A 15,419-nucleotide genomic window follows, 5' to 3' on the forward strand; every position below is an offset into this window, starting at 1 on the left:
CCGGCCGGACCGAGCCCGGATCAGGCGTAGGGATCGAAGGCGATGCCCGAGGGCTTGGCCGACGCGAGGTGGTTGGCGAAATTGCCGTCCTTCAGGCCGAAGTTGGCGCTGCCGAAGGTGGAGGACGTGAGCTTGTCGCGCACCCCGGCGGGGTAGCCGTTCCAGCCGACCAGCGGCGGGTACTGCCAGGTGCCCTTGTGGTTCTCCGGCGGCTCGTCGTTCGAGTTCGCGACACGGAAGCAGTGGGTGCGGACGCCGTCCTTGTGGTAGACGATCTTCGGGTGCGTGCCGTCGAAGCGGACCTGCGACGCCGCGTGCACGCTGAACGAGCCGTGGGCGGACGTCGAGACGTACTTGACCTGGTTGTCCTGTACGAACACCGCCACGTGCTCGAAGTCGTGCCGGTGGCCGCCGATGCCGCTGCCGGCCACCGCCTGGTCCTTCTCGAAGTAGAGGGCGTACAGGATGGCGCACCAGCCGTTGTTGCACTTGTAGCGCGCGTAGCCGTTGGTGTTGTCCAGGTCCGAGGCGTCGCGGCAGTCGCCGTTGAGCGCGCCGGTCGGGTCGAGCCCGCCGTTGACCGTGCCGTCCGCGCCGATGGCGGGCGTGGAGTAACAGCCGTCGGTGTCGTAGTCGTAGGCGGGCTGGAACGTCTTCTCCAGCGACTCCGCGTTGGCGGGCAGCGCCCGCGGCGGGGCGGCGAAGGCCGTGGCGGGGAAGGCGAGGACGAGGGCGGCGGCACCGGCCAGTCCGGTGAGCCATCTCCTGCGGGGTGCGAACGGGCGTGACGACACTGCGTCCTCCTCTTGGGCGCAGCCCAACGGCTGTGGGGGGAAAGGGAGGTTCAGCTTCCAGGCTGAACGCGTCCATGCCAAGAGGAAGGTGTGATCTCAGAGGTGAATCGCACCCCAACAACCGGAGTCCCGGCGCCGTTTCAGACCATGTCGTCCGGCATGTCGGCCGCCGCCCCCTCGGGCGCGAGATCCGGACGGAGCCGCAGCCAGGACGGCTGCCGCAGCAGGCCCTCCCGGGTACGGGTGCTGTAGCGGACCTCGCCGACCAGCCGGGGGACGACCCAGTGCGCGCCCGGAGCGCGCGGGGCGGGGTCGAAGGGGCAGACGTCGGTCGCGGCGGCCCGCAGCAGCCCGGCGAGTTCCGCCCGCTCCGCCTCGCTCCAGCCGGTGCCCACACTCCCGACATAGCGCAGCCGCCCCGCGGCGCGCTGCCCGACCAGCACCGCGCCGGGCAGGCCGGTGAGCCGTCCTTTGCCGGGCTGCCAGCCGCCGACCAGGACATCCTCGGTGCGCATGTTGCGGATCTTGATCCAGGCCCGGGAGCGCACCCCCGGTTCGTACACCGAGTCCAGCCGTTTGCAGACCAGGCCCTCCATTCCGTGCTCGCGCGTGGCGGCCAGGGCCTCGGCGCCGTGTCCGACGATCGCGGCCGGGGTCGACCAGGAGGGCCCGGTGAGGCCGAGGTCCTCCAGCGCCGCACGGCGTCGTGCGTAGGGGAGCCGGATCAGCGAGTGATCCTCCAGATGCATCAGGTCGAACAGCACGAGGTGGACCGGCACCTCCGCCGCCCGCCGCGCCGCCCTCGCGGGCGCGTGTGCCAGACCCATGCGGGACTGGAGCAACTGGAAGCTCGCCCGGCCCTGTTCGTCCAGGGCCAGGATCTCCCCGTCCAGCACGGCGGGCGTGGGGCCGAGCGTGGTGCCCAGCGGCCGCAGTTCGGGGTACGCGGCCGTGATGTCCTCCCCGGACCGGGCGCGCAGCAGCACGCTGCCGTCCCCGGGGAGGTAGACCACCACGCGCTGGCCGTCCTGCTTGGTCTCATAGGCCCAGCGCGCGTCCTGTGCGGGAGGCGGCAGGGTGCCGGGAGTGGCGAGCATGGGCGGGATCAGCGGCAGGTCCACGGGTGAGTTGTGGACGTCCCCGTGCCCGGCCACGCGCGTTTTCCGGGTCTTTCGCCTGAACGGCGTCGGTGCGGGCGTCGGCCTCACCGGCACGCCGCGGCCGGCGGGTGCTCGATCTGACTCCGGCGCTATATTACTTGAGTTAGGCAACGATATGGTAAAGTTGCTCGTATGTCCACACCATCGCTCCCCGACGTCCCCTCACGGGAGGTCGTCGAGATCGAGCGTGCGCTCACCCGCGTCACCTACCTGAGCACGCGCGCCCGTCAGCACGAACGGCTGATGGCCCTGGCGGGCGTGCCGCTCGACCGTGCCGCCGTCGCGCTGCTGCGGCAGATCGCCGACTCCGAGCCGCTGCGGCCGGGGGAGCTCGCCGCCCGGCTGGGGGTGGAGGCCTCGCACGTCACGCGCACCGTGCAGCAGTTGCAGAAGTCGGGCTATGTCACCCGCGTCCCCGACCCCGACGACCGGCGCGCCCAGCGCATCGAGCTCACCGACGCCGGCCGCCAGGCCATCACCAAGATCCGCGAGGTCGGAGTCCGCGGCATGCAGATGGCCCTGTCCGACTGGTCCCCCGAGGAACTGCGGCAGCTCGCCACGCTCTTCCACCGCATGGTGGACGACTTCCTCGCCCACTCCGTCGACGAGGTGCCCGAGCCCCGGTCCGCGCCGGCCGGCAGCGCCTGATCCCCGGGTTCCGCCGCCCTCGGCGGTGTTCCCACGGGCCGATCCCTCACCGTGCGGCCGGGTCACGCTCATCCGCCCGCTCGGCGACCGCGGAGCCCAGCGGTTCCGGCTCGCGCAGCCGGCACAGCAGCAGCCGGCCCACCGCGGGCAGGGCGACGAGCGGCAGCAGGGCCGTCCGCAGGGACGTCGCGTCGGCCAGCGCCCCGAGCAGGGGAGCGGCGAGGCCGCCGACGCTCACCGTCAGCCCCAGCGTGACCCCGCTCGCGGTGCCCACCCGCCGGGGCAGAAAGTCCTGGCCCAGCGTGATGTGCAGTGAGAACGGCACGTACAGGCCCGCCGACGTCAACGCGACGAACAGATACACCGGCGGCCCGGGCACCAGGACCAGACCGGCCACGGCGAGCACCGTCAGGGCGTACGACCGGCGCACCACCGCCAGCCGCCCGTACCGCTCGGCCAGCCGCCCCCCGGCCAGCGTGCCCACCGCACCACCGGCGTAGAGCACGAACAGCGCCGCCGTGCCGGTCACGTCGCCGCCACCGGTCCGCTCCCGCACGTACAGCGAGACGAACGCGCTCAGGCCGACGAACACGACCGAGCGGCAGACCACGGCCCCGGACAGCCGCAGAAAGGACGCCCAGTCGTCCCGGCCCGCGGCGGTGGACGCACCGGCCCCCGCCCCGCCGGACGCGGCCGCGCGTACCGCCGCCGCGCACAGTGCCGCTCCCGCCACCGCCGGGACGGCCAGCAGGGGAGAGGCGCGCAGCCCGCCCGTCGCCATCACGGCGAAGACCAGCAGGGGCGCCAGGGCGAAACCGGCGTTGCCGCCGAAGGAGAACCAGCCCATCGCCGAGTGCCGGCCCTGCGCGACGGCCCGCGCCACCCGGGCGGCCTCCGGATGGTAGGCGGCCACCCCTACCCCCGACACGGCGACCACCGCCAGCGTCGACGCGTAGGAGCCGGTCACCCCGCTCAGGGCGACGCCGGCCCCGGCCGTCAGCGCGCTGAGCGGCAACAGCCACGGCATCGCCCACCGGTCGGTGAGTACCCCGAACAGCGGCTGCACCAGCGACGAGAGCAGGGAGGCGGCCAGCACGACACCGGAGGCGGCGGCGTAGGAGTAGGCGCGCTCGGCGACGAAGTACGGCACCAGAGCGGCCACGGCGCCCTGGTACACGTCGACGCAGGCGTGCCCCAGGGACATCAGGGCGACGGGCCGGTTGCGGCGGGAAGCGGTCACCCGGCGATCGTCGCCGCCGGGGAGCCTGGCGCGCTTCCGATAATCTGCCGGACTGTGCCGAACATCCGCCACACCCCGACGGCGCCGACCCGTGCCCAGCGGCTGACCGCCGGCGACCGTATCGACGCGCACCGGCACGACGACCACCAGATCGTCTACGCGGGCTCCGGCGTCGTCGCCGTCACCACCGACGCCGGCACCTGGTTCGCGCCCGGGACCCGCGCCATCTGGGTCCCCGCCGGCACCGTGCACGCCCACCGTGCCCACGGCCGGCTCGACCTGCACCTGGTCGGCCTGCCCGCCGACGACAACCCCCTCGGCCTGCACCACCCGGCCGTCCTCGCCGTCAGCCCGCTGCTGCGCGAGCTGATCCTCGCCTACACCCGCGACCCCGGCGACGACAGTCCCGAGCGCCGCCGGCTGCGCGCCGTCCTGTGCGACCAGCTGCGCCTCTCGCCGCAGCAGCCGCTGCGGCTGCCGACGGCAGCCGACCCGCGCCTGGCCGCCGTCTGCGCGCTCGTGCACGCCGACCCGGCGGGCGCGGGCACCCTCGATGCCCTCGGCGCCGCGACCGGGGTGGGGGAGCGCACCCTCAGCCGGCTCTTCCGCAGCGAGTTCGGCATGACGTTCCCGCAGTGGCGCACCCAGTCACGGCTCTACCACGCCCTGCGGATGCTGGCCGACGGCCTGCCCGTCACGACCGTCGCCCACCGCTGCGGCTGGTCCTCCGCCAGCGCCTTCATCGACGTCTTCCGCCGCTCGTTCGGCTACACGCCGGGCACGCACAACCGCCGCGGCTGACCTGTCGAAACCCCCGCCGCGGTCACCTCTTTACCGTCCAGTAATATCGCGCGGCAGGCCATCAGAGGAGAAAACCGTGTCCCGGTCCGAACGCTCGCCCCTGCTGCTCGCCGGCCTGCTGGCCGCCGCGGGGGTCGCCCACTTCGCCGCCCCACGCCCGTTCGACGCGACCATCCCGCGCGGCCTGCCGGGCACACCCAGGACCTGGACCTACGCCAGCGGAGCCGCCGAGCTCGCGCTGGCCACGGGCCTGGCGCTGCCGCGTACCCGCAAGGCGGCCGCGCTGGCCACGGCCGCCTTCTTCGTCGGGGTGTTCCCCGCCAATGTGAAGATGGCGGCCGACTGGCGCCACCGGCCCACGCCGCAGAAGGCCGCGGCCTTCGGACGCCTGCCGCTCCAGCTGCCCCTCGTGCTCTGGGCCCGCGGCGTCGCACGGAACGCGGAGGGCCGGTCGTGACCGCGCGCGTGGCGGCCGGGGACAAGGTCGAGGACTTCGCCCTGCCCGACGAGACCGGCACCGTCCGCAGCCTGTCCGGACTGCTCGCCGAGGGCCCGGTCGTGCTCTTCTTCTATCCGGCGGCCCTGACCCCCGGCTGCACCGCGCAGGCCTGCCACTTCCGCGACCTCGCCGCCGAGTTCGCCGCCGTCGGCGCACACCCCGTCGGCATCAGCGGGGACACCGTCGAGCGCCAGCAGGAGTTCGCCGGACAGCACGCCCTCGGCATGCCCCTGCTGTCCGACGCCGACGGCACGGTCCGCGAGCGGTTCGGCGTGAGGCGCGGCTTCTCCCTGGCCCCGACCAAGCGCACCACGTTCGTCATAGGGCAGGACCACACCGTCCTCGACGTCGTACGCAGCGAACTGCGCATGAACGCGCACGCCGACCGGGCGCTCGCCGCCCTGCGCGCTCACCGGAGCTGACAGGCGTCACGCATGCTCCGCCGCGGTTGATACAGGGCGGCAAAGGGATAATCCTGGACGATATGGAGGACGCCTCCGCCGCTGCGATCATCGACGCGCGCGGCACCGTGACGGGGTGGAGCGAGGGTGCCCGGCGGCTGACCGGCTACCCGGCCGAGGAGGCCGTGGGCCGGTCCGTACGGGGACTGCTCGCCGAGGACGTGCCGCCCGAGTCGGTGTCCGCGCGGTCGGGCACCGTCATGGTGCGGCATCACGACGGCTATCTGGTCGGGCTCCGCGTCAGAGCCTGCGTCGTGACCGGCCCCGACGGGGCACCGGACGGCTACGTGATCACCGCCGAGCCGCCCAGCGGCGCCGAGACGTCCCTGGCCGGACAGGCCTTCCAGCAGGCGTCCATGTCGATGTCGGTGTTCGACACCGACCAGCGCTATCTGCGGCTCAACGACGCCGCCTGCCATGTGATGGGCGTGCCCGAGGAGACCCTGCTGGGGCGGCACTTCCCGGAGACCGTCGAGGAGGCCGAGCACAGCCTCGGCTTCAACTGGCACCTGCGTCACGTCGTCGAGACCGGCCGCCCGCTCCGCTACGAGAGCTACACCGGCGCTCCGGCCCTGAACCGGGAGCACGCCTGGGTCACCGAGATGTGGCCGCTCCGCGCCCCCTCCGGAGAGCTCCTGGGCACCGCCCTGGCCGCGTTCGACAGCACCGAGCAGTACTGGGCCCGGCAGCGGCTGGCCCTGCTCAACGAGGCCGCGGCGGCCATCGGCACCACCCTGGACGTGGTGCGCACGGCCGAGGAGCTGATGGAGGTCGTGGTGCCCCGGTTCGCCGACTTCGCGAGCGTGGACCTGTTCGACTGGGTCCTCGGCGCGGAGGAGTCGCCGACCGTGCCCACCGCGGAGATCGTGCTGCGCCGCGTCGCCCACGGCTCCATCACCGAGGGCACCCCCGAAGCAGCCGTCCACCTGGGCGAAGTGGACGTCTACCCCGCGTTCTCCCCCATCGCGCGGGCGATGCGGGAGGGCCGGGCGATCATCAGCCAGGCGGGGGAGCCGTCCTTCATGCGCTGGGTCGCGGAGCGCAACACGCGCGCCCCGCAGGGCCGCCCCTACCGCCAGGGCGTCCACTCGATGATGGCGGTGCCGCTGCGGGCCCGCGGCACCACCCTCGGCGTCGCCGTGGCCGTGCGCATCCGGCAGCCGGACGACTACGCCGCCGACGACGCCGTGTTCGCCGAGGAACTCGCCAGCCGAGCCGCGGTCTGCGTCGACAACGCCCGCCGCTTCGCCCGTGAACGCACCACCGCACTGGCCCTCCAGCACAGCCTGCTGCCGAGGGGGCTGCCCGGCCAGGCCGCGGTCCAGGTCGCCCATCGCTATCTGCCCTCCGGCTCGGCGGCCGGCATCGGCGGCGACTGGTTCGACGTGATCCCGCTGTCCGGCAGCCGGGTCGCGCTCGTCGTCGGTGACGTCGTGGGCCACGGCATCCCCTCCACGGCGACCATGGGCCGGCTGGTCACGGCCGTACGCACCCTCGCCGACGTGGACCTGCCACCCGACGAACTCCTCACCCACCTCGACGACCTGGTCACCCATCTCGCGTCGGACGACGACGGCGACGAGGTCGCCGAACTCGGCGCGACCTGCCTGTACGCCGTCTACGACCCCGTCACGCGCCGGCTGAACCTGGCCGCCGCCGGGCACCCCGCCCCCGCACTGGTGCTGCCCGACGGGTCCGCGCGGCTGATCCCCATGAGCGCGGGGCCCCCGCTGGGCGTCGGAGGGCTGCCGTTCGAGGCGACGGAGCTCCAGCTGCCCGAGGGCTCCGTCGTCGCCCTCTACACCGACGGACTCGTCGAGGACCGCGACCGCGACGTCGACCACGCCACCGACGAGCTGTGCCGCGCGCTGACCGTGCCCGCCGAATCGCTCGACGCCCAGTGCGACATCGTGCTGAAGACCGTCCTGCCGGAGGAGCCCAGCGACGACGTGGCCCTGCTGCTGGCCCGCACCCGGGCGCTGGGCGCGGACCAGGTCGCCACCTGGGACGTCACCCCGGACCCCGCGCAGGTGGCCGCCACCCGCCAGGCCGCCACCGAACAGCTCTCCGCGTGGGGGCTGGACGAGACGGCCTTCGTCACCGAACTCGTCGTCAGCGAACTGGTCACCAACGCCATCCGGTACGGTGCCGCGCCCATCCAGCTCCGTCTGATCCGCGACCAGACCCTCATCTGCGAGGTGTCCGACGGCAGTTCGACCTCCCCGCACCTGCGGCGCGCCCACCAGGACGACGAGGGCGGCCGCGGACTGCTGCTGGTGGCCCAGCTCACCCAGCGCTGGGGCAGCCGGCAGACCACCCGGGGCAAGACCATCTGGTGCGAACAGCCCCTCACACCGCTGTTCTGACCGCACGGCTCACGCGGCCGCGCGCCGCACGGGCGTTCCCGCACCGCGTCCCACGGCTGCTTGTCGCCCCGCAGCCCCGTGTACTGCGCCGACGGGCGAGCGGCTCGACGGGCTCAGGCCCTCCCCGACCCGGGCGCAGACGTCCGCCGGAAGCTGGCGTCGCAGGAGCAGCACGATCGCCGTTCACTTCCCGGCCGTGTCCGAGGCGACCTGGGAGAGGGTGCGCCCGGACATGGCCGAGCGGGCGCGGCGCGGATCGGGAGCTCCGTGCGTCCGGGCCCGGTCACCGGCCCGCTTCACCAGCAGCCAGGCCTCCTCGCCGTCGCCGCCCTGATCGCTGCGGAACCGGGTCAGGGCGTACTCGCCGCGCAGTTTCGACCCGCTCAGCCGGAACGTGGCGTGCCCGCGCTCCAGTGACTCCGCGAAGTCGACGGGCCGGCCCTTGCGGTCGTGGCTCAGCGGCTCGTACGTGCCGTGGTCCCAGACGATCACCGTGCCGCCGCCGTACTCGCCGCGGGGGATCACGCCCTCGAACTCCTCGTACTCCAGCGGATGGTCCTCCGTGGGCACGGCCAGCCGCTTGTCCTTCGGGTCGGCCGAGGGGCCCTTGGGGATCGACCAGGACTTCAGGACGTCGTCCACCTGCAACCGGAAGTCGAAGTGCATCGTGCTCGCGTCATGGATCTGCACCACGAACCGGGGCCGGTCCCCGGCCGACTCCCCGCTGCCCCGGGGCTCGCCGGTCCGGCCGAAGTCGCGCTTGCCGCGGTACTCCCGCAGCCGGTCCCGCTCAGCCACCTGCGGCTCCTTCCTGCCCCGCGGGCCCCGGGTACCCGTCAGAACTCCTCGTGCACCTCGGGGTCCCCGCCGACGCGCCGGTGCGTCCGGTCCGCGACGGCGGTCATCTCGGCCTCGCTCAGCTCGAAGCCGAAGACGTCGAGGTTCTGGCGCTGCCGCTCGGGGTTCGCCGACTTCGGGATGGGCACCGCGCCGAGCTGCGTGTGCCAGCGCAGCACCACCTGCCCGGCCGTCACCCCGTGCGCCTCGGCGATCCGCGTCACCGCGGGGTCCTGAAGCAGGGATGTGCCCCGGCCCAGCGGGCTCCAGCTCTCGGTCAGGATGCCCTTGCCCGCGTGGAAGGCGCGCAGGTCGTCCTGCGGCAGGAAGGGGTGCAGCTCGATCTGGTTGACGGAGGGCAGCACCCCGGTCTCCTTCTCCAGCCGCTCGATGTGCCCGGCCGTGAAGTTGGAGACGCCGATCGACCGGACGAGCCCGTCCTCGCGCAGCTTGATCATGGCCTTCCACGAGTCGACGTACCGGTCCACGCGCGGCAGCGGCCAGTGGATCAGGTACAGGTCCACGTACTCCAGGCCGAGGCGGGCCCGGGACTCCTCGAACGAGGCGAGCGTCTCCTCGTAACCGTGGTGCCGGCCCGGGAGCTTCGTCGTCACGACGATCTCCTCGCGCGGCACCACGCCGGAGGCCACCGCCCGGCCGACCCCCGTCTCGTTGCGGTAGTTCGTCGCCGTGTCGATCAGGCGGTAGCCCGCCTCCAGGGCGGAGAGCACCGCCTGCTGCGCCTCGTCGTCGCCGAGCGGCCAGGTGCCCAGGCCCAGGGAGGGGAGCGTCGTACCGTCGTTGAGCGTGTGCGTCGGGATGCTGATCACCGTCGGACCTTCCCGTTGATCGTGTCGTCTGGCTGTGTCCACCCTCCAGCGTCACGGATAGGGTGAGCAATGATCAACCGGACGGGTGGGGGATGAAGGCGGCGGACGGCATGGGCAGCGCCGAGGGAAAGCAGGCTCCGGGTTCGGGGCGTCCCACCTCGCGGGACGTCGCCCGGCTCGCCGGCGTGTCGCACACCGCGGTGTCCTTCGTGTTCAACGGCCGCGCCGAGGGCAACCTCTCGCCCGCCACCCAGGAACGCATCCGGCAGGCCGCGGTCCAGCTCGGCTACCGGCCCGACCCTGTCGCCCGCAGTCTGCGCCGCAGCCGTACGGCCGTGATCGGGCTGGTCACCGACGAGATCGCCTCCTCGCCGTTCGCCGGACGGCTGCTGCGCGGCGCCATGGACACCGCCTGGGCCGACGGGCACCTGATTCTCACCGTCGACTCCGGCGGCGACCCGGCCAAGGAGGACGCGGCGGTCGCCGAGCTCCTGGACCGGCGCGTCGACGGCATCATCTACGCGGCCATGTCCCTGCGCCGCGTCCGGGTCCCCGAGGGACTGCACCGCACCCACTCCGTGCTGGCCAACTGCCTGCCCGAGGACGACTCGCTGCCCGCCGTCATCCCCGCCGAGCGCGCCGGCGGCCGTACGGCGGCCCGGCTGCTGCTGGAGCGGGGGCACCGGCGGGTCGCGCTCGTCGGCGGGCACGGCGACATCGCGTCGGCGGAGCGGCTGCGCGGCTTCCGCGACGCGCTGCGCGCCGAGGGCATCACCGTGCCCAGGGACTGGGTCGTACGGACCGGAGGAGAGATCTCCGGCGGCCACGAGGGTGCCGTCCGCCTCTTCGACGGCACCCCGGCCGACCGCCGGCCCACCGGGGTCTTCGCCTACAACGACCGGGTCGCGGCGGGCGTCCTGCACGCCGCGACCCGGCTCGGCATCTCCGTGCCCGGCGATCTGTCGGTGGTGGGCTACGACGACCAGGAGCACATGGCCGCGTACCTCACGCCGCCCCTCACCACCGTCGCGCTGCCCCACCGGGAGATGGGCGAGGCCGCCACCCGGCTCCTCCTCGACGCCATCGCCACCGGCCGGACCCCGCCCGCCACCGTGCGGCGCCTGGGCTGCCCGGTGATCAGCCGTGCGTCGGTGGGACCAGCTCCCATCCGGTGACGGTCGCGCCGGACGGCACCCTCAACTCCCGTACGTCATCGGGCCGGTGATAGACGCGCTCGGTGACCGTGGCGCGGTCGCCGACGAACAGTTCGTACAGCGAGCCGTCGACGAGGACGCGTACCGTGAGCTCCTCGTCAGGTGGCACACGGACGACGATCGGCGCACCGGCCTCTTCACGCGGCCAGTCGCCCCGGTCCAGGGTCACGGTGCCCTCCGCCGGGTCCAGCCGGACCGTCAGCTCGGCGCCCGAGGCCGAGCGCAGCAGACTCACGGTGACCTGACCGCGGGCGCCGACCGTCAGGTCGTAGGCCGTCGGTAGCGCGGCCCGGCCCGGGGCGGTGACGAACGGCTCGGGGGCGTGCAGGCGGTGCAGTTCCGGGGCCGGGGTCACCCGCAGCGCCCCGTCCGGGTGGACGTCGACGACCCGGGGCGCGGTCAGGACGCCGGCCCAGCCGGCCTCGCCCTGCTCGCGGGCCTCCCACGACCAGCCCCACATCAGGGCCCGGTCCGGCTCCTGGAGCACGGCGGGCGCGTAGAAGTCACGGCCGTGGTCGAGGAGGCCGCCCGCGCGGGCGGAGAAGCGCAGGTCCGTGTCCAGACGTCCCGTCAGATAACCGGTGGTCCATGGGTCGCCGTCCCACAGGGACACGACCAGCACCCACGCGCCGCCCCGCGTCGCGTACAGCTGCGGGCACTCCCAGCCGGTCGCCCGGTCGCCGAACGCCGCCGCGGCGGCCGGGTCCCGGCCGTCCAGGAGCACACCCGCGAAGCGCCAGTCGGCCAGGTCGTCGCAGTCGTACAGCAGGGCCGACGGCGTACCGTCGGCGTGCCCCGCGCCGACCAGGGCCCAGCGCCGTCCGTCGTGCCGGAAGACGAACGGGTCGCGGAACATCACCACGTCCAGGCCCTCGGGCGGGCCCGTCACCACCGGCACGGGCAGGGGAGTCCATTCGGTCAGCGCGGGGTCGTCCGGATCCGCCGCCCGGGCCAGGCAGATCGTGCCGAGCCCGCTGTGGTCACGGTCGACCCCGGTGTAGACGGCCGTCGGCACGCCCCCGTCGTCGACCACGCACCCGGACCAGCAGCCCGCCTCGTCCGGGCCGCCCGGGGTCGGGGTGAGGGCGATCGGGTGGTGCTCCCAGTGGGCGAGGTCGGGGCTGGAGGCGTGGCCCCAGTGGACGTTCGCGTGCACCGGGGCGTCGGGGTTGTGCTGGTAGAAGAGGTGGTAGCGGCCGCGCCAGCGGAACGGCCCGTTGGGGTCGTTCATCCAGTTGGCGGGCGGGCGGACCCGGAAGCGCGGGGCGTGCGGGTCCTGCGGGGGAGCGGCGAGGCTCAACGGTTGACTCCTGCGGACGTGATGCCCTCGCGCAGAGGGCGCTGGCCGACGGCGAACACGGCGACGGCGGGGATCATGGAGAGGACGACACCGGCGAGCACCACGGAGATGGAGCCGGTGCCGAGATTGCCCTGGAGGGAGACCAGGCCCAGCGGCAACGTGTAGTTGTGACCGGACGTTTCGAGGATCAGCGGCCGGAAGAACTCGTTCCAGTGGTAGTTGAAGGCCAGGACGCCGACGATCGCGAGGCCCGGCGCGGCCAGCGGGGCGTACACCGAACGGAACGTCCGCCAGGGCCCGGCACCGTCCAGCATCGCCGCCTCGCCCAGGTCCTTGGGCATGCCCAGGAAGTACTGCCGCATCAGGAACGTGCCGAACGCCGTCGGGAAGGCCGGGATGATCAGCCCGAGCAGGGTGTCGGTGAGACTCATCGACTTCAGGACCAGGAACACCGGCACGATCGTGACCTGCAAGGGCACCATCATCGTCGCCAGGACCAGGGCGAACAGCGGCTTCTTGAAGCGGAACTCCAGACGGGCGAAGGCGTATCCGGCCAGCCCCGCCGTGATCATCTGGCCGACCGCGATCAGCCCCGTGACCAGCGTGGAGTTGAGGGCGAGCAGCCATACGTCGATCTGGTCGAACACCCCCCGGTACGCCTCGGCCGACGGGTCGGAGGGGATGAGCTGCGGCGGCAGGTCGAACGCCTCGGCGGGTGTGCGCAGCGAGGTGGACACCGTCCACACCACCGGGCCGAGCGTGAGCAGGGCGCACACGGTCAGCCCGGCGATGCGCGCCCACGGCGCCAGCCCGTGGCGCGCACGGCTGAAGGACAGGGTTGCTTGGCTCAAGGGACTCACCCGGCTCACTGGTAGTGGACGAAACGCCGGCTGAGCCGGAACTGGAGGGCCGTGACCGCCATGATCAGCACGAACAGCAGCACACCCACCGCGGACGCCTCACCGAAGCGGAGCTGCTCGAACGCGGTCTCGTAGATCACCATCACGACGGTGCGGGTCGAGTCGCCGGGACCGCCGTTGGTCAGGACGTACGGCTGCTCGAACACCTGGAGCGCGTTGATGATGCCGACCACCGAGGCGACCAGCAGCGTCGGCGACAGCAGCGGCAGCGTGACGGTGAGGTGCTTGCGCAGGCCGGTCGCCCCGTCCAGGGCGGCGGCCTCGTGGATCTCCTTCGGGATGTTGTTCAGACCGCCGACGAAGAGCAGGAACGAGAAGCCGAACTGCTGCCAGACGTAGACCAGGACCACGGTCGTCATCGCCGCGTTCTCCGACGTCAGCCACGGCACCGGCGCGATCCCGACGAAGCCGAGCAGCCAGTTGACCACCCCGAAGTCCTGGTTGAACAGGTACTTCATCACCACCGAGATCGACGCGGCGGACAGCACCAGCGGGAAGAAGAACGCCGAGCGGAACACCGACCGCAGCCAGACGGGCATCCGCCCGTTCAGCGTCAGGGCGAGCGCCAGCGCGACGAGCAGTTGCAGCGCCACCGCGAACACCATGAAGACGAGGGTGTTGCGGAAGGACACCAGCACGGTCTCGTCGCCGAACACCGCGCCGTAGTTGGAGCCGCCGGCGAAGCGCGGCGGGTCGATCACGTTCCAGTGGAAGAGGCTGAGCACCACCGAGCCGACGATGGGGACGACCGTGAAGACGACGATGCCGACGATCGTCGGGGCCAGGAACAGCGTGGCCAGCAGCCGGGTGCCGCGGTCGCGGGCCGAGAGGCGTGGTGCCTGCGGGGCGGGCGGGGCCTTGGGCCGTTCGGTACGCGCGGGCGGTGTCTGGGTGTTCGTCATGCGTCACGCTCCATGGCCTTCTCCAGGTCGCCCTGCAGCCGGCGCAGCGCGGGACGCACCGAGCGCGAGGAGGCCAGGGCCGTGCCGGTGTGCTTGAGCAGCAGTTGCTCGACCTCGGCTACCTGCGGCGGCGCCGGGATCGGTCCCGTGTCGGGGAACCGGTCGAGGGTGTCGTAGAAGACCGGCCAGTGCGCCGGGCCGGTCTCCTGGTAGCGGTCCGCGGTCAGCATCGAGCGCCGGGCCGGGGTGGTCTGGTTCGTCGTGAACAGCCGCGCCAGGGTCTCCTTGCGGGCCGCGTACTTGATGAACTCCCAGGCCTCTTCCTGCCTCTTGGAGGTGCGCAGCAGTGCGTAGCCCGCCGCGCCGTACTGCATGCGCTGGGTGCGCCAGCGCGGGAAGTACTGCACGTCGAACCCGTCCCGCTCCATCCCCGCCAGGTGCAGGCCGCCCGCCCAGAAGCCGCCCGCCGGGGTGACACCGACCCGGCCGGTGGAGAACACGCCGATGAGGTTCTGGCCGTTGCCGCCCTCGGGGCGGGTGCACAGACCGTCTTGGACGAGGGAGGCGAGATAGTCGTAGACCTCCTCCACCCGGTCGTGCGTGGCCTGCGGCGTCGTCCACCTGAAGCCGCCGCCGCGGTCCGCGCGTTGGCCGGCGGGGTAGAAGGAGTCCCACAGCCACTCGCCGCCCGGCGCCTTGGACTCCGCGAGCAGATTGGTGTCGTTCGCGAACAGCCAGGGCACCACACCGCCCCACAGCCGGTTGGTCCAGAAGTAGGGAGTGAAGCGGGAGCCGCTCGCCTGCTTCATGTCCCGCAGCAGCGTCGTGAAGTCGTCGCGGGTCCAGTCGGCCGGCGGGTACGGGGCCCCGGCCCGCCGCAGCACCTGGTGGTTGAGGTACATGTCGGCCGCGTTGAACTCCACCGGCAGCTGGTAGAGGCTGCCCTCGTACATCATCGACTCGACCAGCGACGGGTGGACGTCGGCGAAGTACTCCTTCAGCTCGGCCGCGTCCCGCTTCACCCACGTGTCCAGGGCCACGCCGAGTCGCTGCGCGAACAGCTGCACGCCCTCGGTGGCGACGTACACCAGGTCCGGTGCGGTGCCCGCGGCCACCTGCGTGAGGATCTTCGCGAAGAAGTCCGACCAGTCCACGGCCTGCACCGCGTTGATCTGGAGCTTGATGTCGGGGTGCAGCTCGCGGAAGCCCTCGCGGAGCGTGCGGATGGCCTCCGGCCCGTAGGCGGGGCCGAGTGTGGCGACGACGAGGGAACCGTCGTCCCGTCCGGGGATGTCGGCTCCGGTGAGCCGCTCCCAGCTCGCGGCGGTGCCGCCCAGGGCGGCGGCACCCGCGCCGTAGGCGCCGTACCGCAACAGCCTGCGGCGGGTGAGGTGCGAGTCGGTCATCGTGGGGCCTAACTCGTGTTAGTTGAGGACTGATGCCCCAG

At 72.9% G+C, this 15,419-nt stretch carries 15 protein-coding genes; 6 read left to right on the forward strand and 9 right to left on the reverse strand.

Annotated elements, in window-relative coordinates:
- Window positions 1–20: 20 nt before the first annotated feature.
- A complete protein-coding gene (locus tag HDA41_RS39195; protein ID WP_184992647.1) occupies window positions 21–794 on the reverse strand; it encodes an NPP1 family protein in 774 nt (257 codons plus the stop codon).
- Window positions 795–934: 140 nt separating this feature from the next.
- Complete coding sequence (ligD, locus tag HDA41_RS39200) at window positions 935–1,915, reverse strand: non-homologous end-joining DNA ligase (protein WP_184994106.1); 981 nt, start codon at window positions 1,913–1,915, stop codon at window positions 935–937.
- Between the two features lie 171 nt (window positions 1,916–2,086).
- Here ligD and HDA41_RS39205 point away from each other — a divergent pair, with 171 nt between their 5' ends.
- Window positions 2,087–2,602 (forward strand): MarR family winged helix-turn-helix transcriptional regulator, encoded by a 516-nt coding sequence (locus HDA41_RS39205; protein ID WP_184992649.1) that lies wholly within the window; start codon window positions 2,087–2,089, stop codon window positions 2,600–2,602.
- Between the two features lie 46 nt (window positions 2,603–2,648).
- Here HDA41_RS39205 and HDA41_RS39210 read toward each other — a convergent pair whose 3' ends face one another.
- Window positions 2,649–3,806, reverse strand: a complete 1,158-nt coding sequence (locus HDA41_RS39210) for an MFS transporter (RefSeq protein ID WP_184994108.1) — start codon at window positions 3,804–3,806, stop codon at window positions 2,649–2,651.
- 90 nt (window positions 3,807–3,896) lie between these two features.
- Here HDA41_RS39210 and HDA41_RS39215 point away from each other — a divergent pair, with 90 nt between their 5' ends.
- From HDA41_RS39215 to HDA41_RS39230, 4 genes are all read left to right on the forward strand, one after another.
- Window positions 3,897–4,643: an AraC family transcriptional regulator gene (locus HDA41_RS39215; RefSeq protein WP_184992651.1), complete on the forward strand. Its 747-nt coding sequence runs from the start codon at window positions 3,897–3,899 to the stop codon at window positions 4,641–4,643.
- A gap of 76 nt (window positions 4,644–4,719) precedes the next feature.
- Complete coding sequence (locus HDA41_RS39220) at window positions 4,720–5,100, forward strand: DoxX family protein (protein ID WP_184992653.1); 381 nt, start codon at window positions 4,720–4,722, stop codon at window positions 5,098–5,100.
- Window positions 5,097–5,564 carry a peroxiredoxin gene (locus HDA41_RS39225; protein WP_311772184.1) on the forward strand — a complete coding sequence of 156 codons (468 nt, stop codon included), beginning with the start codon at window positions 5,097–5,099 and terminating at the stop codon, window positions 5,562–5,564. Before HDA41_RS39220 ends, HDA41_RS39225 begins: the two co-directional genes overlap by 4 nt.
- 62 nt (window positions 5,565–5,626) lie before the next feature.
- Window positions 5,627–7,969 carry an ATP-binding SpoIIE family protein phosphatase gene (locus HDA41_RS39230; RefSeq protein WP_184992655.1) on the forward strand — a complete coding sequence of 781 codons (2,343 nt, stop codon included), beginning with the start codon at window positions 5,627–5,629 and terminating at the stop codon, window positions 7,967–7,969.
- Between the two features lie 183 nt (window positions 7,970–8,152).
- Here HDA41_RS39230 and HDA41_RS39235 read toward each other — a convergent pair whose 3' ends face one another.
- Together HDA41_RS39235 and HDA41_RS39240 are read right to left on the reverse strand one after the other, a co-directional pair.
- A complete protein-coding gene (locus HDA41_RS39235) occupies window positions 8,153–8,767 on the reverse strand; it encodes a DNA polymerase ligase N-terminal domain-containing protein (RefSeq protein WP_184992657.1) in 615 nt (204 codons plus the stop codon).
- A 38-nt stretch (window positions 8,768–8,805) separates the two neighbouring features.
- Complete coding sequence (locus tag HDA41_RS39240; protein ID WP_184992659.1) at window positions 8,806–9,636, reverse strand: aldo/keto reductase; 831 nt, start codon at window positions 9,634–9,636, stop codon at window positions 8,806–8,808.
- A gap of 110 nt (window positions 9,637–9,746) precedes the next feature.
- On the opposite strand from HDA41_RS39240, the gene HDA41_RS39245 reads away from it, so the two are divergent.
- Complete coding sequence (locus HDA41_RS39245) at window positions 9,747–10,811, forward strand: LacI family DNA-binding transcriptional regulator (protein ID WP_184994111.1); 1,065 nt, start codon at window positions 9,747–9,749, stop codon at window positions 10,809–10,811.
- Here HDA41_RS39245 and HDA41_RS39250 read toward each other — a convergent pair.
- From HDA41_RS39250 to HDA41_RS39265, 4 genes are read right to left on the reverse strand one after another with little or no spacing between them, the layout of a single operon-like run.
- Window positions 10,774–12,150 carry a glycoside hydrolase family 32 protein gene (locus HDA41_RS39250; RefSeq protein WP_184992661.1) on the reverse strand — a complete coding sequence of 459 codons (1,377 nt, stop codon included), beginning with the start codon at window positions 12,148–12,150 and terminating at the stop codon, window positions 10,774–10,776. The two genes, HDA41_RS39245 and HDA41_RS39250, sit on opposite strands and share 38 nt — an antisense overlap.
- Window positions 12,147–13,001 (reverse strand): carbohydrate ABC transporter permease, encoded by an 855-nt coding sequence (locus tag HDA41_RS39255; protein ID WP_184992663.1) that lies wholly within the window; start codon window positions 12,999–13,001, stop codon window positions 12,147–12,149. The genes HDA41_RS39250 and HDA41_RS39255 overlap by 4 nt, the downstream gene beginning before the upstream one ends.
- Before the next feature lie 14 nt (window positions 13,002–13,015).
- Window positions 13,016–13,972 (reverse strand): carbohydrate ABC transporter permease, encoded by a 957-nt coding sequence (locus HDA41_RS39260; protein WP_184992665.1) that lies wholly within the window; start codon window positions 13,970–13,972, stop codon window positions 13,016–13,018.
- Window positions 13,969–15,378, reverse strand: coding sequence for an extracellular solute-binding protein (locus HDA41_RS39265; protein WP_184992673.1), 1,410 nt, complete (start codon window positions 15,376–15,378; stop codon window positions 13,969–13,971). Before HDA41_RS39265 ends, HDA41_RS39260 begins: the two co-directional genes overlap by 4 nt.
- Window positions 15,379–15,419: the final 41 nt, after the last annotated feature.

It is taken from the genome of Streptomyces caelestis, from assembly GCF_014205255.1.
Classification (GTDB): domain Bacteria; phylum Actinomycetota; class Actinomycetes; order Streptomycetales; family Streptomycetaceae; genus Streptomyces; species Streptomyces caelestis.